This is a genomic window from Cyanobium sp. Alchichica 3B3-8F6 (assembly GCF_024346435.1).
Lineage (GTDB): Bacteria > Cyanobacteriota > Cyanobacteriia > PCC-6307 > Cyanobiaceae > Cyanobium_A.
The window spans coordinates 145328-162209 of the sequence record NZ_JAGQCZ010000001.1 but is presented as its reverse complement, the minus strand read 5'-3'; the positions used below and the strand labels follow the sequence as shown (position 1 = coordinate 162209).

Below are 16882 nucleotides of genomic sequence, written 5' to 3'. Positions count from 1 at the left end.
CTCATGGGCGTGCTCATGGGCGCTGTCGGATGGCCCGCCGGAAGCGCCGCAACACCCTGCCACGGCCTCCGTATTCGCTGCGGATCTGTTGGAGGCAACAGCCGATCGCCAGGCGGTCGCCGGCGCCGGGGTCCTCGGGCGAACCAAACAGCTTGACCAGGTTGGCGACGTTGCAGAAATCGGGGCGGTCGGCGTAGATCCGGCAGCTGCGGGAGCCGGTGTTGAAGTGAATGCACCAGCCATCGGCGCCCACCATCGCCAGATACTGCTCCTGCTGAGCGGGGCTGAGGGCGTCGATGGCCTCCTGCCGCAGGCTCGGATCCAGGCGGCAGCAGGCCCCGCAACCGCTGATGCAGCTCCACTTCTCCTGGTCCATCGGCCGGTCGCGGTTGCTGTCCATTCAGCCACAGTGATTCCCGCGCCGCCGCTGTGACAAGCTGTCACAGAGCCAAGCCGAAGCCCTGGAGCGGCGGGCGCGGCGCCTACCCTGTGGTCGCAGCGTTTGCCGCTTCTCAGCCGCCACCACCATGGGTATCGACTTTCATCTGATCGCGAATTTCGCCGCCCTCGCCCTAATCACCCTAGCCGGTCCGGCCGTGATCTTCGTGCTCTTCTACCGCCGCGGCGCGCTCTGATCCAACGCCAGCTCTGGCATCCTGCCCAGCTTCCAGAGGGCGTGATAAATCGGTTCGGGTTGGACCCGGCGACCAACGCTGGCTCCAACCACTGCGCTGAGCAGGATGCCGAACAGCCATTGCTGATCGCCCAGCATGCGCAGGGCGAACAACACCGTCATCAGCGGCAGCTGGGTGGCTCCGGCCAATCCTGCTGCCATGCCCAACGCGAGGCCGAGCTGGGCGTCGCCGCCGAGCAGCTCGAGTGAGCCGCTGCCGAACAGGGCGCCGATTGCAAAGGCCGGGTCAATCAGCCCCCCAGGGACTCCGGCAGCCAGGGCCAGCACGGGCGCCACGATCCGTGAGCCCAGCACCAGCCACCAGGCGGCGATGCTCATCGGCTCCCCCGGGATGGGCAAGCTCCCCTGACTGTCCAGCAGCTGGCTCATCAGCGCCTCGCCATCGCCACCACTCCAGCCACCGCTAGCAAAGGCGATCAGGCCCAGGGCCAGGCCCAGCCCGAGCCCCCAGGTCAGGGGGCGTTGCCGCACCCGCTGGCGCAGCAGCGCAGTGCCAGTCCAGAGGAGGCGGCTGAGCAGTCCGCCCAGCAGGCCGCCGCCGATCCCCACCGGCAGGGCCCAGAGCAGCTGCTGCCACTCGGGTTGAGGGGTCTGCACCAGGCCCAGGGTGAAGATCGAGATGCCGTTGAGGTTGCTCACGAGGGCGGCGGCGGCGCACACCACCGCCGCAGGCCAAAGCACCGACGTTTGGAAGCTGCCAGTGAGCTCTTCCAGCACGAACACCATCCCCATCAGCGGGCTGTTGAACCCGCCTGCCAGGCCGGCGCCGGCGCCGATCGCCATCAAGCTCTCGGGCGCGAGCGCGCCTAGCAAGCGGGGAAAGCGGCGGCGCAGCCCATGGGCCACGGCCGCGCCCACCTGCACCACCGGCCCTTCCCGGCCCAGGGGCATTAGGGCCAGGCTGGCGGTGCTCCAGAGCGCCATCCGCGCCAGCGTTGGGCCGCGGCTCATCAGCTGTGGGGCCTGCGCAGGATGCTCCAGGCTTTCGATCGTCTGGGGGATGCCGGAGCCGGCGCCCAGGGCCAGCGGCCCAGCCTGCAGCCACAGCAGCAGGGGCATGACCAGCACCGGTGCGAAGGCCAGGGCAAGGCTCTGGGGCGTCCAGTGCCCACCCCGGAAACCGGGCAGCTGCAGCAGCAGCAGGTCCTGGGCGCGGTCGACCAGGTTGAGGGGCCAGCAGGCCAGACCCACCAGCACGCCGATCAGCAGAAGCTGAAGCAGGGTGCGCAGGGGGGGGCGGAGCAGGGGGAAGGCCATCTCAGGCAACGAGTCCCAAGGCGATGGCCGCATCCTGGATGAGGGCCCGCACATAGGGATGGGCATGGCTGCTGCCCTCCGCACTGGTGAGTTCATCCCCGGCCGCATTGCGCACCACCAGGCCGGCCCCCTCGCGGCGGCACCAGTAGGTGCGGTCGCGCCGCTTGAGCACCACTTCATCGCTGCCGCTCGCCCCGCCGGCGCTGGGCCGCAGTCCCACCAAGTCAAGTTGCAGGCGCTCCTCCCCCTGCCAGCTGTTGAGCGCCAGGCGGTAGGCCACATCCACCCGCCCCGGCAGGTTGGCCTCGCCCTGCCAGCGCCAGCCCATGGCCCGCAGGCCAGCTTCACCCTGGCGCAGCTCCAGCTGCAGGTGTCCCCCGCGCAGCAGTTTCTGGCTGGCCACCTCGCAGCCCTGGCTCCAGAACACTGGCTGGGGGTGGCCGATACCAAAAGGTTCGAGCCGCTGCAGCTGCCGGTGGAAGTCGCGGTCGATCTGGGCGAACGGCAGCAGGGCCTCGGGTTCCACCGGGGTGCCCTGGCCGGCCTGTTGCAGCCAGGCGTCGGCCAATTGGTTGAGCTGCTCGTGCAGCGCTGCCACCTGTTCGGCCCGCACCGTGAACCCCCCCGCCGCAGGGTGGCCGCCAAAGCGCTCCAGCAGCGGGGCGCAGTGCTGAAGGGCCCGGTCCACCGCAAAGCCCCGGGGCGCCCGCACCGAGGCCCGCAGGCGGCCCTGCCCCTCGCCGGCCAGCAGGGCGGCGGGCAACCCGAAGCGCTCCACCAGCCGCGCTGCCACGATGCCGATTACGCCGTGGTGCCAGTGGTTTTGAGCCAGCAGCAGAAAGGCGGGACGCCGGGGACCATCGGCCTCCAGCAGGGCGATCGCCTCCGCCTCGATGGCGCTGCAGAGGTCGCGGCGCTGCCGGTTGAGGGCCTCGCAGTCCCTCGCCAGATCCAGGGCTCGGTCGGGATCGTCGGTGGTGAGCAGCTCCACCACTAGCTGGGGATCCCCCAGCCGGCCCACGGCATTGATCCGCGGGGCGATCTGAAATCCCACCGCCTGGGCATCGAGCGGGGCCTCGTCCAGTCCGGCCAGCCGCTGCAGGGCCTGCAGGCCCGCCAGGGGGCTGCCCCCCAGCCCGGGTAGCCCGTCGATCAACCAGCGCCGGTTGACCCCCACCAGGGGCGCCATGTCGGCGATCGTGCCGATGCAAAAGAGATTGAGGGCGATCTGCAGGCCATCGGCCCGCTTGAGGCTTTGGCACAGGGCCGCCGCCAGCACGTAGGCCAGGCCAACGCCCGCCAGACCGCGATAGGGCGACTTGGGTGGCGTGCGTTCCGGGTGCAGCAGGGCCAGGTGGGGCGGCAGGGGATCGGGAATCGTGTGGTGGTCGGTGAGGATCGCCTCGACGCCGAGCGCCTCAGCCCCCACCAGGGCCTCCAGGGCTGAGACGCCGTTGTCGACCGTCACTAGCAGGGCCACGCCTTGCTCGGCCAGCCGTTCCACCATGGCGGCGTTGAGGCCGTAGCCGTCGTCCATGCGGCTGGGGATTGCCGCGACGGGTCGGGCCCCCAGGCGCTGCAGCACTCCCACCAGCAGGGCCGTGCTGGTCATGCCATCGGCGTCGTAGTCGCCGCAGATGGCCACCGCTTCCCCTTGGCTGCAGGCCTGTTTCAGCCGGGCCACGGCCTTGGCCAGGTCGGGGAAGTGGCGGCCAGCCGGCGGTGCGGCGGGCGGATCCAAGAGGGCCGCGATCGCCTTTGCAGTGTTGAAGCCGCGCCGGCTCAGCACCGCCAGCAAGGCCTCCGGCAGCGGATTGTCTGCTGGCGCCTGGCAGAGTCCTTCGGGCGCCAGGGGGCCAGGCAGGTGCCAGCGTTGCTGATCAAGGGCAGGCAGCAACGACGGCGCAACCGGGGCCCCGCCATTGTGCGGCGCCTGCCGTGCGGATGCATCCCTGCTCAGGCCCAATGCAGGCAGTTCACCCTGCCATCAGTGCAGCCACTGCACCGCGATGCAGCGTCCAATCGGCGAGGTGCGCAGGACACCTTTGAGCAGCTGGAAGGATCTGAGAAACGATGGATCGGCAATCACATCACGGTGGCCGATGAAGGCCATCACCTCCTCGACATCCAGTTGGTAGGGCAAAGGCACCACCCCGAGTTTGGACTCAAGCTCGGCGAGGCGATGAGGCGGCACCACTGTGAGGCTGTGGCCATCAGTGGCAACATCCTCCCAACGATGGGCGTCGTAGTCGGCGCCGCCATAGGGGCAGCTGGAAAGGCCATGCTGCTGCAAGGCTTTGGTGAAGAGAGGTGACACCCCCATGGGTAGGGCTGGTGATGGATAAAGCGCTAAATCGTCCGGGGTGATGTTGGAGCACCTTTGAAGGGGATGGTTGCGATGGCTCACCAACACGTACTCCCATCTCAACAGGGGAATCGCAAGCAGGCATTGGCCTAGGGCCAGGCGGTTGGCCTGCAAGACCTCCAGCGCAGCAGGAATCAGGGGCTGACATTCGAGCAAGCCACCAAACCACACATCGACGAGGCGGTCGTCGAGCAGCGAGAGTGCTCGGTCCGTGCTCATGGAGGAGATCTGGAGCTGCTTACACCCCAAGGGCAGATCCAATCCGGGAGATTGCCAGCCTTTGGAGCAGCGCAACACGGCCCGGCGAACGCGTAGCTTCTGGGACGCCTCGCGCAGCGCCGACAACACGTCAAAGTTGCGGCGTGGCATGTAGCCGTCGTCACCTCGATCAAAGCCCAGGTCGAGCTGGTCGCTGAGCAACCGGTATCGCCGCGAACAACTGCTCTGGGAAAGCCCCAGCTGTTCGGCCACTTTTACCGTGCTGCCAAAAACCTGGATGTGATCCAGCACATCGAGGTCGGAGAGGACGCTCTCGTCAAACACAACAGGAATGGCGACTTGAGAGGGGAGAATGCCTAGCTGCATCCATCTCCTAGATATGAATAGTCGCATCTACGCTGCAAAATTGCGCTATTTTTTCCAAAAAATGCCAAATCCGCATAGGCTGCACTGGGTTTATTTGCGTTGTGCATAACAATATTCGCTTTTCGGGTGGCAAGATGGGGTTTGAGTCCCACGGCTTTCCTTCCCTCTCCCGCTCTCTGGTTGGACGGTCCATCCACCCGATCCAGGTGAGCCAGTGGAAGCGCCAGCTGCTGGAGGGCGCCAGCGAGCTGTTCACCAGAGGCAAGAAGACGAAGGACAAGGAGGAGGGGCAGGCCAAGGAGGCAGAGCTGTTCCAGCAGATCGGGCGGCTGCAGATGGAGCTGGAGTGGCTCAAAAAAAAGTCTCAGCTGCTCTGATGCCCATGAACTGCGCAAGCTGGTCGATCACGACCACCCTGAGCTCAGCATCAGCCGTCAGTGTGGGCTGCTGGGCCTGCCGTGATTCACGCTATACTGGCATTCGCCAGCGCGTGAATCGACGCTGCGAATCATGGCCAGGATCGATGCGCTCTACTTGGAGGATCCCTGCAGCGGCAGCCGCCGAATGGTCAATTACATGGCCCGAGAAGGGATCCCGATCAGCCGTGACCGAATCCGAAATCTCATGCAGCGCATGGGATTACGGGCGATCTACCAGAAACCCCGAACCACCACGCCGGGGTCGCCATCAGAGCGATTTCCCTGCCTGGTCGATCTCAGGCGGATCACAGCGGTGGACCAGGTGTGGGCAACTGACATCACCTACATCCCGCTACAGAAAGGCTTTCTCTACCTGGTGGGGATCATGGATCTCCATTCCAGGCATGTGCTCAGCTGGAGGCTCTCCAACAGACTTGACACGTAGTTCTGCCTGGAGGCCCTGGAGATGGCCCTCAGCAGTGGCCGCAGGCCGGAGATCTTCCATTCCGACCAGGGCTGCCAATTCACCTCTAGAAACTTTGTGGCCCGGCTGCAGGCTAAGGAGATCAAGATCAGCTGGTCGGGCCGAAAGCGCTGTTACGACAACATCCTCGTTGAAAGGCTGTGGCGGACACTCAAGTACGAGGAGGTCTACCTGCGTGCCTACAGCGATGGCTGGGACGCCGAAATCAATCTGGCTCACTTCCTGTGGAGGTACTGCCATGTAAGACCCCACAGTTCACTGGGAGGTCGAACTCCCCATGCGGCCTACACTGAGGCCGAACCCTGTTCCACCCGCCCGGGGTTAACGATGTCAGGGGCCGGAACTGTCCAATAAAAGGCACCCACCTCATGGCTCATGCCCATGTCTTTCCATGGCGCCAAGCTAAGAATTATCAAATGTTCGGCTTTAACATCCCCCCCCCCCCCCCGCCCCCCCCCGCTTTTATTCTCCATCCCCCGTGTTTTCAGGATTCATCCATGCTCGACAACGAACTGGATCGCCCCTTTGTCGTGACATATGAGTTCAACGAACTCGTAGTCAATATGTGTGCCTTGGTTATGTATCACTCAAAAAAGCTCAACGAACTTGCCGAGCTTGGCTCTTCTTGTTCAGATCAGCGGGCAAAAGACAATGCAAAGCGCTATGTGCGCATTGCGGAGTCGCTGATCTTGCGTATTCAAGATGTCTTGGATAAAAAAGAATTGAGCTCGCTGGCCGCGGCTCAAGATGAATTTGGCTATGCGTGATTTGGCTATGCGTGATTTGGCTAGGGTCTTCCTGGTCTGCCCTGATAGGCCAGAATGCCTTCGAGCACGGATGAAATTCTGAAGGATTCAGGCATATTTTTCTCGGTTGACCATGGCAGCGGCCAAGAAGCGGGATTTCGCCGGCGCCCAAAACGACGCGATTTGCGTTGCCCAGCCCACCCCGACCAACAATTGGGTGGCACTGGCAGAAAGTATTACTTGCATCTGCTGACCTCAGAAGAGCTGAAACAGCGGGGCGTGCCCGATAAGACCGCTCGCCTGGCGATTCAGGCCCATCCAGTGTTGGTTCTCAACAACGAATGGCTGGAAGAGCTGTTTTGCCCTGATTGCGGCACCAGCCGTTGGTGCCACATCACCCGGCATAGCAAGCACGAGCACCGCGTCCGTTGGGCACCGCGGGAGCTGTGGCAGCAGGTGGCTCATGTGGATCCGGTGGTGAGCAATCCGAGTGTGAGCGAGTTCAGCCGCCGGGAGGCCCGCCGTCACCAGCGCAAACGGGCTGATGGTGCCGCTGTGTTTGATTCCGATCTGATGAACAGAAGACCGTGATCAAGCCTTGACGGTTAAACCCAAGCAAGACCGCAAGCCGCAGCATCCTTCAGCCCTGGACAACCTCCACTGGGTTTGTCGCCCTGGACTGGCCGCTATCTCCGCCCCGCCGCCACTCGGGCACCAACTGCTCCAGCAGGTCGAGGGCGCCGGATGCGTCCTGACGACGAATGGCGGCCTCCATGGCGTCGATCTGGGGCCTGAGCGCCGCGGCAGGACAAGAAAGCTCAAGCCACTCCCCCGTACTCTTCCAGCAGCGAGATCACATCTCGGACTCGCCTGGCATTGCGTTCCGAGGGGTCGAGCTGGTGTCGGAGCTGGACAAGATTGCACTGAGTTTGCTGCTGAGCTCGTCGAGCCGCTCGTCTTCTTTCTTCAGACGCTCGTCTTCTTTCCTCATTTGCCGCATCCTCTGCTCCAGCTCGTAACGCTGCACTTTCAGCTCTACGGTTGGATGCCAATTGAGCTTCTGCAAGAGCCGTCGCCACGGCGGCAGCGATGCAAGGAATGCCTGCTTGCTGCGGTAGGTCGACGGAAGCGGCTCCCAGGAGGTCGACATGGGCGTAATTGGTAAAAAGCGTGATTAGGGCGAGGAGCAGGGCGGCGAAAACCGTGATCCAGCCTTGACGGTCAAATCCAAGCAACACCGTAGCCAGCCCAAACCCTGGGCACAGTTTAGAACGCCTGTACTAACAAGGGCATCCGTGGAAGTGCGGATCGAGTTGATGGCCAGGCCTCAATTACCGCGTCCTCCTCTCTGGCGATCAACCGAGCCATTCCTGCGGAAGGTTGGCGATGGCACGAAACTCAGGATCCTTGTGCAGCAAGGTGGCGCCCACATGCTGCGCGGCCGCCGCGATCCAGGCATCAGCCAACGAGAGGGAATGACAGGCCTCAGTGATCTGATCAGGGGCCTGCTTGGTGCGTAGCGTCCAGCTGATGTTGCGGCCATGGCTGATCTCGTGATCCCAAGCCATGAAAGGGATCTTGCGCTTTCCCTGGAACTGGCTGCGGATCTGGCGGTGCAGCATCTTCTGATTGGCTTTGACCGTCAGCACGAAGTCGGCCCCCTGCTCCTGGAGCTGCCGAAAAACGGGTGCCGGGTATGGAGCGCGTCTGTCTGGATGAGCACGCCCTCGAGATCCAGCTCGCCAAGCAGCTGCCGCAGCATCGCCCGCTCGTGATTGTGACCAGTGGGGTAGCAGGCCTGGCTGATCGCCACACCAAGGGCGGCGGAGTACAGCGTGACCTTGGCAATGAACGCCGAGCCGCCACCAGCGGTGGGCTCGTGCGAACCCCTCAAGGTCTTGCCATCACAGACCAGTTGATCAAGATCCACTGCGCCGCCTGGAATCTGGGCGATCGTCCAGTTACGGATCGCCGTGCATAGCGCAGCCACATCCACCTGCTGGAAGAAGTAGCGGGATGAGGAATCCGATGGCAGCCGCCGCAGCTCCACGCCCAGCGCCTCGGTGAGCACGGCGTGGTGGCGGATGGCGAATCGCTCCAGGTCCCGCAAGCTCTGGCAGGCACTCAGGATTACGAGCACGGCCACCAGCAGCAGATACCAGGCCGGAAACCGAACGCCGCGTCGCATCCGCGAATCAGGGATCGACCTCAGACAGCTGATCAGGTCGAGATCGCTTGCGGCGGATGCGCTTTTAAGCACAAGGAGGAGGCGATTCCGCCGATCTCAACCCATGCTGACAGCCCCGGCAATGTCGCCTGTGATGGACTTTGAAACAGCCCTGGGGGCACATCAGCTCGAACGGCCAGCCAGGCGCGGTGTGCGCTGCAGCAGGAGTGGTGGTGGTGGTAGTGGCGCGGCGCTCAGAGCAGCAGCACGGGCTCACCGGCGGTAGCCAGCAGCCGTGCCGCTTCCCTGGCAAACGTCGTGAACTGTTCACTTCCCAGCGCTGGGTTGCTGTAAGCGATCACCCCATCCGCAAAATCGCCTCCGGCGGCAAGAAGCTTCAGCGCGGCACCCACCTCAGTCATCAGGGCGACTTTGGGTTGGGGCTGCGCGGTTTGTTCAGATGCCATAAAACTGTCGATACCAGCTCACCAACCAGACGACGGATTTCAAGGGTGAACATACCCGTTGTGGTGTGGAGATGCGTCATTGGGTAGTGCGGCCAGCGCGTTGACCAGCGAGCAGTGCAGATCTTCGCTGACGTCAGCGCGCCGTGGCAGGTATGGCAGGGGACGCGCGCGGAACAACAGACACACCAATCCTGTAAACGGTGCTGACCGGGTGCGAGCAGGAGCTCCAGCAACCACGAGCCTGGAGCCCCCCATCATTTCCGCAGCAGCCTCATGCAGACGCAGTTCATCCCAGCTGCGCATATCAGAATGCGTAGACCTATCCAAATCATGCAAATCCTGCATCTTTTGGGGCAAAGCCATCCGCTTCAGCCCGCAAGCTGCCGCAGCAGGGCGAGCTGTTGCGGCAAGGGATTGGTGCCCGGATGGGTTTGCATCAGGTAGTCGAGGGCCCGCTGGGGGCTGAGGCGATGGCGGGTCACCAGCCAGGCCATGCACACCAGCGGCGAGCGTTCCATCGCCGCCACGCAGTGCATAAACACCGGGCCGCGCTCACGCAGCTCGGCAAGCACAGCCAAGGCCTGCTCCAGCTCCGCCAGCTCCATTGCCCGGGCGGTGCGATGGTCGGGCAACACCAAGCGGCCGCAGGCAAAGCGTTGCTGCAGGCCCGGGGGAGGGGGCGCCTCCTCCTCGCTGCAGAGGCTCAGCACCGCCGCCACCCCCTCCTGTTGCAGCCGATCGAGATGGCGTTCGGCCGCAGGGGCCGGCCCCACCGCCAATTCATGGGCCAGCAGCCAACTCAGGCGAAACCGCGAACGCGGAGCTGGTGGCACAGAGGCCACGTCAGTTGCGGTTCACGATGTCGATCAGGGCCAGGATGCTGGCCAGGCCGGTGAGCGGCGTGGTGACGGCGCTGATCGTGTCGGTGGCTACCGCCATGCCACTGCGGTTCACGATCACCGTGTCGCCGTCGCGCAGGGGCGGGTTCTGGGCATTGGAGGCGCCCTGGGCCAGGTTGAGCCGGAAACGCTGACGCGCGGCCGTGCCGTTGCGATTGATGCGGATCAACTCCACATTGCTGTCGCTGGCCCGGCCAGCCCTGGGCCCGCCCGCCGCCAGCACCGCCTGCACCAGCGGCAGGCTGGCGGGCACCTGGATGCGCCCGGGGCTCACCACTTCGCCCACCACATTCACCTGAATCTGCTGGGGTGAGAGGTTGGCGGCCGCCACTTCCACCGCTTCCTCCACCGGCTGCTCAGCTTTGCCAATTCGAATCGTGTCGCCATCAAACAGGAAGGGGTTCTGCTGCTGATCGCCCTCGCGGATCAGCGCCAGCAGATCCAGCCGCGCCCGCTTGTAGAGCGGCGCATCCCCCGGCAGACGCCGCTGCAGCTGCACCTGGCGCAGGTTGGCGTTGAGGGTGATGCCGCCGGCCTTCTGAATCGCATCCACCACTGTGGGCAGGCCGCTGAGGGTGAGGGCGGGGCCACCCTCGGTTTGGGCGGTTTCGCTGGTGGTGAGCGAGTAGATGCCAGGCCGCTCCACCTCGCCCACCAGCGCCACCCGGATCGGCCGGGGCCTCACCACCCGCAGCAGCAACTCGGGCCGCTGCAGCTGGCGCGCCATCAGGGTGGAAAACCACTGCTGGGCCTGGCTCAACGTGAGCCCCACCACCCGCACACTGCCGATTAATGGCAGCGACACGCTGCCGTCGTTGAGAACATCGAGGTTGCCCGACAGCTCGAGGGCATCAAAGATCTGCAGGCCGAGCACATCTCCCGGGCCGAGGATGTATGCGTCGTCGGCTAGAGCCTGCACAGCTCCCAGCGGCACTGCTCCAGCTTGGGCGGCCTCGGCAGCAGGCTGGGGCTGCGCCATGGCAGCAAGCCCCGGAATCTGGGCCAACGCCAGCGCCGAGAGCAGCGGGGCCGCCAGCAAGCCACGCACGGGCGATGACAACGGCTGGGGCAGCATGCACTCACTTCAATCCAAGTCCGTCTAAATGGAGCAGGCCACACTCTTGTTCAACTGGTCAATCGGTGCATAGCGCTATGCGCGCCCTAGGCATGCCGCCCCCAGGCCGGCGGCTCCGCTTAAACAGGATCCATCAACTGGAGCCGCGTGTCCAATCTCATCTCCCGGCCAGGCTTTTCGCCGGGCGCGCCCCTGCCGGAGCCCACCCAGTGGGTGCAGGTGCGCGAGTTGGCGGACGGGCCTGCGGCAGCGGCCTCTGGGGGCATCGGTGGTGGCGATGATGAGATCGACCTGCGCGAGCTCTGGCGCGCCCTACGCCGCCGCCGCAAGTGGGTGGCGGTTACGGCCGCTGGGGTGGTAGGCCTGAGCTTGCTGGTCACCGCCTACCAGCGCTTGTTTCGGCCGGTCTACGAGGGCAGCTTTTCGCTGCTGATCAGCGACCCGATCAACAATGAGAGCCGCGGAACCACCGGTGCCGCCCTCCAGGGCGGCGTGTTTGAAGAGCTCGCCCGCAACACCACCCAGGCCGATCTGCCCACCCTGATCGAGGTGCTGCGCAGCCCGGCCCTGCTGCAGCCCATCGCCCAGCGCTTCAACCTCACCACCTCCCAACTCGCCGACCGCATCGCCATTGCCCCCGGTGGCGAGCGCAACAAGCAGGCCGAAGGGGTGTTGCACGTGACCGTGACCGGCCGCGATCCGGTGGCCGACGAACGCCTGCTGAGCGATCTCTCGGCCGCCTACCTGCAGGCGGCCCTCACCCAGCGGCAGCAGCGGCTGGCCGATGGCATCAACTTCCTCGACCGCCAGGCCCCCCAATTGCAGCAGCGCAGCGCCGAGCTGCAGCAGCAGCTGGCCGCGTTTCGCGAACGCCACAACCTGCTGCAACCCAGTGAGGAGGGCACCGCCCTGCGCGGCAAGGTGGTGGAACAGGGCGATGCCGTGCGGGCCTTGAACGCCGAGCGCAGCCGGCTTCAGGCAGTTCGCCAATCGATTGCCAATGGCACGATCACGGCCACCGGCTTTCAGGAGGCGATCGGCACCGGCCCCAGTACCGCTGGGGGCGGCCAAAACCAGGGCCTGAGCGTGGCTGATGCCAACCAGGGGCTGCTGGAGCAGCTCACCAAGCTCGACCAGCAGCTGGCCGATGCCCGCGCTCGCTTCACAGCTGATTCCTCGATCGTGCAGGGGCTGGAGGCGCGCCGCCGCCAGCTGTTGCCGCTGCTACGCCGCAACCAACTCGAGGCCGTGGATTCGGCCCTGGGCCTCAACGCTGCCCGCTTAGCCACGGCTCGCCAGCAGGAACAGCAGCTCAATGCCGACTTTCGTCAGCAACCCCAGCTGATCCGCCAATACGAGCAGTTGCAGCAAAACCTGCTGATCGCCAACGACAACCTGGCCAGCTTCCTCAAAACCCGCGAAACCTTCCAGCTCGAGCTGGCCCAGCGCAGCGTGCCCTGGCGGGTGATCGCTCCGCCCACCATCAACCCCGATCCGGTGAGTCCCTCGGTGCCGCGCAACCTGGCGCTCGGTACCCTGCTGGGGCTTGTGGCTGGGGCCGGTGCCGGCCTGCTGCGCGATCGGCTCGATCACGTGTTCCACACCCCGGCCGAGCTACGCGAGGAGCTGCAGCAGCCCCTGCTCGGCCACATCCCCCATGTGTCCTTTTTTGCGGGGGTGCGTGAGCAGAAGCGCTTTCTGCTCGAAGAGCTTGACCGGGGCATCGCCGGTGCAACGGGCGCCGAATCAGCGGCCCCAGCCGATGAAGCGGCTGAACTGCTGAAGCTGAGCGGCTACCAGCGCTTCTTTTATCAGGAGGCCTTCCGCAACCTGTTCACCAGCTTGCGCTTCCTCAACAGCGACAAGCCCCTGCGCTCGGTGGCCCTCACCAGTTCGATCCCCGCCGAGGGCAAGAGCTTGGTGAACGTGTTGCTGGCCAAAACCCTGGCTGAGATGGGCCAGCGGGTGTTGCTGGTGGATGCCGACATGCGCAAGCCCCAGATGCACCACCGCCTTGGCCTCAACAACCTGGTGGGCCTCTCAAACCTGCTCACTGAAGACGATCTGCACTGGCGCGATGTGGTGCAGACCATGCCCAGCTACGACGGCTGGACCGTGCTCACTGCGGGCCGCCGGCCGCCCGATCCGGCGCGGTTGCTCAGCTCGCCACGCATGCACCAGCTGGTGGCCGAGTTGGCTGCCAGCCAGGTATTTGACCTGATCCTCTACGACACTCCGCCAGTGCTCGGCCTGGCCGATGCCGCCCTGCTCGCCGAGCAACTCGATGGCCTGATGCTGCTGGTGAGCCTCGATCGGGTCGACCGCGGTTTGCCCCGCGAAGCCGTGGCCCGGATCCGCAGCTCCGGAGCTCCCCTCCTGGGACTGGTGACCAACGCCATCAAGGAGAACAGCCATGGTGCCCCGGCCTATGGCTATGGCTACGGCCAATACGGCTATGGCTCCAGCTACGGCTACGGCGCCTACAACGCCGGCAACGCCTATGCCTACTACGCCACCAGCGAACCCACCCCGTCGCCAGCGGATGCCAACGGCCCAACGCCATCGGGCCCCCTGGCTCGTGCCCAGGGCCAGTGGCGCCGCTTCGTGCGGTGGGTTGATCGCTGAATGCCAAGGCGTGGCTGGCCCCTGATCACGGCCATGGCCGCAGCAGCCGGCTGGCTGGCTGCGCCGCTGCATGCCCTGGAGTGGGAACTCATCCCGCCTGAGCCAGACACCGAGGCCAAGGCCGAGGCCCCGCGCTGGGAGCTCATGCCCGCCGATGAGCTGATCGAAGAACCAACCGATCCGCCGATCGCTGCTCCTGCTCAGGAGGTCGCCCCGCTCGACCTTGCCACCTTGCGCTCTGCCGCTGCCCTGGGGCCGCCGCTGCAGCTCGGCCTGGCGGTGCCCACCGCCAACCGGCTCGACGAGGCCCAGCTGCAGGTGCGATTCACTCAGATCTGGGCCGATGGCCTCGGTGAATCCAGCGGCACCGGCAACCAGAACTACGCCGTGCGCGCCGACTTCAGCCTGAGCGATCGCTGGATGGTGTCGGGTTTTGCCAGCCAGGCCGACGACCCGCTCTACGCCGCGATCGCCGGCAAGGCCAACCCGGTGGCCAATCTTTGGCAGGTGTTGGGCGGCTCTAGCCGCGTGCGGCTGGCCGGGGATCGGCCGCTCTGGCCCCAGCGGCCCGGCTGGGAGCTGGCCCTGGAGGGTTCGCTGGAGCTGTTCACGGTGGCCAGCGGCTGCGGCGGCAGCGTGAGCTGTGGCTCCAGCGGCGGCGCCAACATCTTCAACAACTCCGGCAGCAAGGTTTACACCAACAACGTGGTGGGCTCGCTGGCCCTTCCCCTCAGCTGGCGGGCCACCGACAGCCTGCAGTTCACCCTGGTGCCGGGCATCAGCGTCCTGCCCGTCAGCCAAGGCGCCGGACAAGGTGGCAGCGGCATCTTTTATGGCACCAATGTGACCCTGGGGGCTGGAGCCAGCTGGCGGGTGCTTCCAGAACTGGAGCTGCTCGGCTCGGTGCTGGTGCCGCTGGGCCCCGGCCACAACAGCTTCAACAGCGCCCTGGAGTTTGCGCGGGTGCCCATCATCAACCTGGGCGCCAATGTGATCCTCAATCCACGTATCAGCCTGCAGGGCGCCCTCACCAATGGCTTCGGTGCCACCCCGGCCACGGCCCTGCTGGCCCTGCCCTCCGACAACCGCCTCCTCTACAGCGCCAGCTTCCGCTGGAATCCCGGTGAACCCGATACCCCCCAGGGCCCGCTCAGCTCGCGTCAGCGCTCCTTCAGCATCGGCGGACTCAGTGTGAACACGGCCTGGGTGCCGCCCTCCGGCAGCTGGCAGGTGTCGGCCAACGCCGACAGCCGCGGCAACGTGTTTGGGTTTCTGGGCTGGTCGGCCTCCAACATTTTCCAGTTCGAGTTGTTCAACGGCGGTGTGTTCAACGACGTGCAGCCGCGCAATGCCCTCGTTGACACCTACGCCAACAACGGAGGCTTCAACACGCGCATCGGCGGCAAGTTGGTGGCCTTCAGCCAGTTGCGCGGGGCTCCCTTCACCGGTGCCGGCCGCATCAGCCTGGGCCGCAACAACGGCGACAACTTCCAGGGCTACTTGTTTGGCGAATGGATGGGCACCTGGGAGGCCAGCGACACACTGGCGATTAGCCTTGGCCCCAAGCTGGCCTGGAGTGGCGTGGAGAGCCCCTGGGGCTTTGGCCTGGCGGCCAACATCCAGCTGGGGGAGCACTGGCAGCTGATCCCGGAAGCCAACCTGGTGGCCTCCGACTTCAGCAGCAGCAATGGCACCGTGGCCTTGCGCTGGCTGGCCAACCCCAACACCTTTGTCGACGTCTACGCCAGCACCGCCGCAGGCCTGCTCGACCTCGGCACCCTGCTCAGCAGCGATCAGGTGCGGGTGGGCACGCGGATCAGCGTGCTGTTTTGAACCGGGGCACCAGCCGCACGCGGATGCCATTGCGGGAGCGCAGCGTCAGCCGCCCCACCAGGTCGGGCGTGTGCTCCGGCACTGGCAACACCGTGAACCGCTCCAGCAACTCCGCCAACACCAACACCGCCTCCTGCTGGGCAAACGCCGCCCCCGGGCACTTGGGTGGTCCCAGGCCATAGGGCAGGAAAGCGTCCCGAGCCAGCCGCAGCTCTCGATCGTCGGCACTGCTCTAGAAGCGCTCGGGCCGGAAGCAGTCGGGATCGGGCCAATGGTCGCGATGGCGCTGGATCAGCCAGGGGGAGATGGTGAGCAGCGCCCCCATGGGGCAGCGCTGGCCGCCCAGTTCGGTGTTGCGGCTGGCCTCGCGAATGAAGAAGCTCACCGGGGGGTAGAGGCGCAGGGTTTCGTTGAACACCGCCGCGTGCCACTCGAGCTGGCGCAGGTCGGCATAGGCCAGCGGGCGCCTGGAGTCGCCCAGCACGGCCTGGCGCTCCTGGCGGAGCCGCTGCTGCAGCTCTGGGCAACAGCTCAACAGGTACACCGCCATACCCAGGGAGCTGGCGGAGGTTTCGTGGCCGGCCAGAAACAAAAAAAAGAGCTGATCCACCAGCGCGTCACGGCCAAAGCGCGCACCGCTGGCTGGATCGCGAGCCTCAATCAAGGCCTGCAGCATGTCGTTGGGGGGCTGGGCGCAGGCCAAGCGGCGATCCACCGCTGCGGCCATCCAGGCGCGAATCGGCGCCGCCGCCTGCAGCAATCCCTGCTCCAGCACCTGTTTCGGCCAGCGCAACAGCCGCCACACCAGGGCCCGGGCCGCCCGCTGCTGATAGGCGGCAAAGGCCGCAAAAATCGGTGCCGCCTCATGCGGGCTGAGCGCGGCCGAGGTGAGGGTGCGCACGATCACATCGGCGGTCACCAGCGTCATCTCCTGATCGATCTCCACCGGCCGGCCATCGGCCAGGGGCGCCAGGCGCGCCAGCGATGCCGCGCAGGCCTCCGCCATGCGTGGGAAGGCTCGCTGCAGTTGGGCCAGCTGAAAGGCCTGATCCACCAATCGTCGCTGCTGCTGCCACTGCGCGCCGTTCACCGAAAAGATCGCTTCGCCGATCAAGGGCTGGAGCGTCCAGGCCGTGTAGGGATGTTTTGGGAATGCCTCCACCTCATCCACCATCACCCGACGAACCGGCTGAGGGGCGTTCACCACGAAAAACTGGCGCCCCAGGAAACGCATCGAGCCCAGCGGCAGCTCGTAGTCGTAGCGGC

Annotated in this window: 19 protein-coding genes and 1 pseudogene; 8 read left to right on the top strand and 12 right to left on the bottom strand. The window is 65.5% G+C overall.

Features of this window, described 5'->3' with window-relative positions:
- Nucleotides 1–13 precede the first annotated feature (13 nt).
- A complete protein-coding gene (locus tag KBY65_RS00935; RefSeq protein ID WP_255000159.1) occupies nucleotides 14–400 on the bottom strand; it encodes a YkgJ family cysteine cluster protein in 387 nt (128 codons plus the stop codon).
- 127 nt (nucleotides 401–527) lie between these two features.
- Between KBY65_RS00935 and psb30 the strand changes: the two genes are divergently transcribed.
- On the top strand, nucleotides 528–635 hold the full coding sequence (gene psb30 / locus KBY65_RS00930) for a photosystem II reaction center protein Ycf12/Psb30 (protein ID WP_094559277.1): 108 nt from the start codon (nucleotides 528–530) through the stop codon (nucleotides 633–635).
- On the opposite strand, the gene KBY65_RS00925 is transcribed toward psb30, so the two are convergent.
- The 3 genes from KBY65_RS00925 to KBY65_RS00915 all read right to left on the bottom strand — a co-directional run bounded on the left by KBY65_RS00925 (nucleotide 614) and on the right by KBY65_RS00915 (nucleotide 4901).
- On the bottom strand, nucleotides 614–1951 hold the full coding sequence (locus KBY65_RS00925) for a chloride channel protein (protein WP_255000157.1): 1338 nt from the start codon (nucleotides 1949–1951) through the stop codon (nucleotides 614–616). The genes psb30 and KBY65_RS00925 overlap by 22 nt on opposite strands.
- Nucleotide 1952: 1 nt before the next feature.
- Nucleotides 1953–3848, bottom strand: a complete 1896-nt coding sequence (gene recJ / locus KBY65_RS00920) for a single-stranded-DNA-specific exonuclease RecJ (protein WP_255000155.1) — start codon at nucleotides 3846–3848, stop codon at nucleotides 1953–1955.
- A 90-nt stretch (nucleotides 3849–3938) separates the two neighbouring features.
- The gene (locus KBY65_RS00915) at nucleotides 3939–4901 is read right to left on the bottom strand and encodes a LysR family transcriptional regulator (RefSeq protein ID WP_255000153.1); all 963 of its coding nucleotides are present in this window, start codon (nucleotides 4899–4901) and stop codon (nucleotides 3939–3941) included.
- A 134-nt stretch (nucleotides 4902–5035) separates the two neighbouring features.
- On the opposite strand from KBY65_RS00915, the gene KBY65_RS00910 reads away from it, so the two are divergent.
- The 5 genes from KBY65_RS00910 (at nucleotide 5036) to KBY65_RS00890 (ending at nucleotide 7141) form a co-directional block, all read left to right on the top strand.
- Entirely contained in the window at nucleotides 5036–5278 is a 243-nt protein-coding gene (locus tag KBY65_RS00910) for a hypothetical protein (protein WP_255000151.1), read from the top strand.
- Between the two features lie 133 nt (nucleotides 5279–5411).
- Nucleotides 5412–5765, top strand: coding sequence for an IS3 family transposase (locus KBY65_RS00905; protein ID WP_315860007.1), 354 nt, complete (start codon nucleotides 5412–5414; stop codon nucleotides 5763–5765).
- A gap of 21 nt (nucleotides 5766–5786) precedes the next feature.
- Nucleotides 5787–6158 carry an integrase core domain-containing protein gene (locus KBY65_RS00900; protein ID WP_255000148.1) on the top strand — a complete coding sequence of 124 codons (372 nt, stop codon included), beginning with the start codon at nucleotides 5787–5789 and terminating at the stop codon, nucleotides 6156–6158.
- Between the two features lie 143 nt (nucleotides 6159–6301).
- Complete coding sequence (locus KBY65_RS00895) at nucleotides 6302–6571, top strand: hypothetical protein (RefSeq protein WP_255000146.1); 270 nt, start codon at nucleotides 6302–6304, stop codon at nucleotides 6569–6571.
- Nucleotides 6572–6790: 219 nt separating this feature from the next.
- Nucleotides 6791–7141 carry a hypothetical protein gene (locus tag KBY65_RS00890; RefSeq protein WP_255000144.1) on the top strand — a complete coding sequence of 117 codons (351 nt, stop codon included), beginning with the start codon at nucleotides 6791–6793 and terminating at the stop codon, nucleotides 7139–7141.
- A gap of 49 nt (nucleotides 7142–7190) precedes the next feature.
- Here KBY65_RS00890 and KBY65_RS00885 read toward each other — a convergent pair whose 3' ends face one another.
- From KBY65_RS00885 to KBY65_RS00855, 7 genes are all read right to left on the bottom strand, one after another.
- The gene (locus KBY65_RS00885; RefSeq protein ID WP_255000143.1) at nucleotides 7191–7325 is read right to left on the bottom strand and encodes a hypothetical protein; all 135 of its coding nucleotides are present in this window, start codon (nucleotides 7323–7325) and stop codon (nucleotides 7191–7193) included.
- A 78-nt stretch (nucleotides 7326–7403) separates the two neighbouring features.
- Complete coding sequence (locus KBY65_RS00880) at nucleotides 7404–7700, bottom strand: hypothetical protein (protein ID WP_255000141.1); 297 nt, start codon at nucleotides 7698–7700, stop codon at nucleotides 7404–7406.
- A 205-nt stretch (nucleotides 7701–7905) separates the two neighbouring features.
- Nucleotides 7906–8199: a PIN domain-containing protein gene (locus KBY65_RS00875; RefSeq protein ID WP_255000139.1), complete on the bottom strand. Its 294-nt coding sequence runs from the start codon at nucleotides 8197–8199 to the stop codon at nucleotides 7906–7908.
- Nucleotides 8193–8810, bottom strand: a complete 618-nt coding sequence (locus tag KBY65_RS00870) for a transposase family protein (protein WP_255000137.1) — start codon at nucleotides 8808–8810, stop codon at nucleotides 8193–8195. Before KBY65_RS00870 ends, KBY65_RS00875 begins: the two co-directional genes overlap by 7 nt.
- Nucleotides 8811–8971: 161 nt before the next feature.
- Nucleotides 8972–9130, bottom strand: coding sequence for a hypothetical protein (locus KBY65_RS00865; RefSeq protein WP_255000136.1), 159 nt, complete (start codon nucleotides 9128–9130; stop codon nucleotides 8972–8974).
- A 422-nt stretch (nucleotides 9131–9552) separates the two neighbouring features.
- A complete protein-coding gene (locus tag KBY65_RS00860) occupies nucleotides 9553–10026 on the bottom strand; it encodes a dual specificity protein phosphatase family protein (protein ID WP_255000133.1) in 474 nt (157 codons plus the stop codon).
- 1 nt (nucleotide 10027) lies between these two features.
- Entirely contained in the window at nucleotides 10028–11131 is a 1104-nt protein-coding gene (locus tag KBY65_RS00855) for an SLBB domain-containing protein (RefSeq protein ID WP_255000132.1), read from the bottom strand.
- A 174-nt stretch (nucleotides 11132–11305) separates the two neighbouring features.
- Here KBY65_RS00855 and KBY65_RS00850 point away from each other — a divergent pair, with 174 nt between their 5' ends.
- Both KBY65_RS00850 and KBY65_RS00845 read left to right on the top strand, forming a co-directional pair.
- Entirely contained in the window at nucleotides 11306–13783 is a 2478-nt protein-coding gene (locus KBY65_RS00850; RefSeq protein WP_255000130.1) for a GumC family protein, read from the top strand.
- A gap of 33 nt (nucleotides 13784–13816) precedes the next feature.
- Complete coding sequence (locus KBY65_RS00845) at nucleotides 13817–15616, top strand: hypothetical protein (RefSeq protein WP_255000129.1); 1800 nt, start codon at nucleotides 13817–13819, stop codon at nucleotides 15614–15616.
- On the opposite strand, the pseudogene KBY65_RS00840 reads toward KBY65_RS00845, so the two are convergent.
- Nucleotides 15600–16850 (bottom strand): annotated as a pseudogene (locus KBY65_RS00840) (cytochrome P450). The gene KBY65_RS00845 and the pseudogene KBY65_RS00840 overlap by 17 nt on opposite strands.
- Nucleotides 16851–16882 lie beyond the last annotated feature (32 nt).

Excerpts from the sequence above, each read along its gene's own strand:
- KBY65_RS00935 (WP_255000159.1), bottom strand. The coding sequence starts at position 400 with ATGGACAGCAACCGCGACCGGCCGATGGACCAGGAGAAGTGGAGCTGC.
- psb30 (WP_094559277.1), top strand. The coding sequence starts at position 528 with ATGGGTATCGACTTTCATCTGATCGCGAATTTCGCCGCCCTCGCCCTA.
- KBY65_RS00925 (WP_255000157.1), bottom strand. The coding sequence starts at position 1,951 with ATGGCCTTCCCCCTGCTCCGCCCCCCCCTGCGCACCCTGCTTCAGCTT.
- KBY65_RS00915 (WP_255000153.1), bottom strand. The coding sequence starts at position 4,901 with ATGCAGCTAGGCATTCTCCCCTCTCAAGTCGCCATTCCTGTTGTGTTT.
- KBY65_RS00910 (WP_255000151.1), top strand. The coding sequence starts at position 5,036 with ATGGGGTTTGAGTCCCACGGCTTTCCTTCCCTCTCCCGCTCTCTGGTT.
- KBY65_RS00905 (WP_315860007.1), top strand. The coding sequence starts at position 5,412 with ATGGCCAGGATCGATGCGCTCTACTTGGAGGATCCCTGCAGCGGCAGC.
- KBY65_RS00900 (WP_255000148.1), top strand. The coding sequence starts at position 5,787 with ATGGCCCTCAGCAGTGGCCGCAGGCCGGAGATCTTCCATTCCGACCAG.
- KBY65_RS00895 (WP_255000146.1), top strand. The coding sequence starts at position 6,302 with ATGCTCGACAACGAACTGGATCGCCCCTTTGTCGTGACATATGAGTTC.
- KBY65_RS00885 (WP_255000143.1), bottom strand. The coding sequence starts at position 7,325 with ATGGAGGCCGCCATTCGTCGTCAGGACGCATCCGGCGCCCTCGACCTG.
- KBY65_RS00880 (WP_255000141.1), bottom strand. The coding sequence starts at position 7,700 with ATGTCGACCTCCTGGGAGCCGCTTCCGTCGACCTACCGCAGCAAGCAG.
- KBY65_RS00845 (WP_255000129.1), top strand. The coding sequence starts at position 13,817 with ATGGCCGCAGCAGCCGGCTGGCTGGCTGCGCCGCTGCATGCCCTGGAG.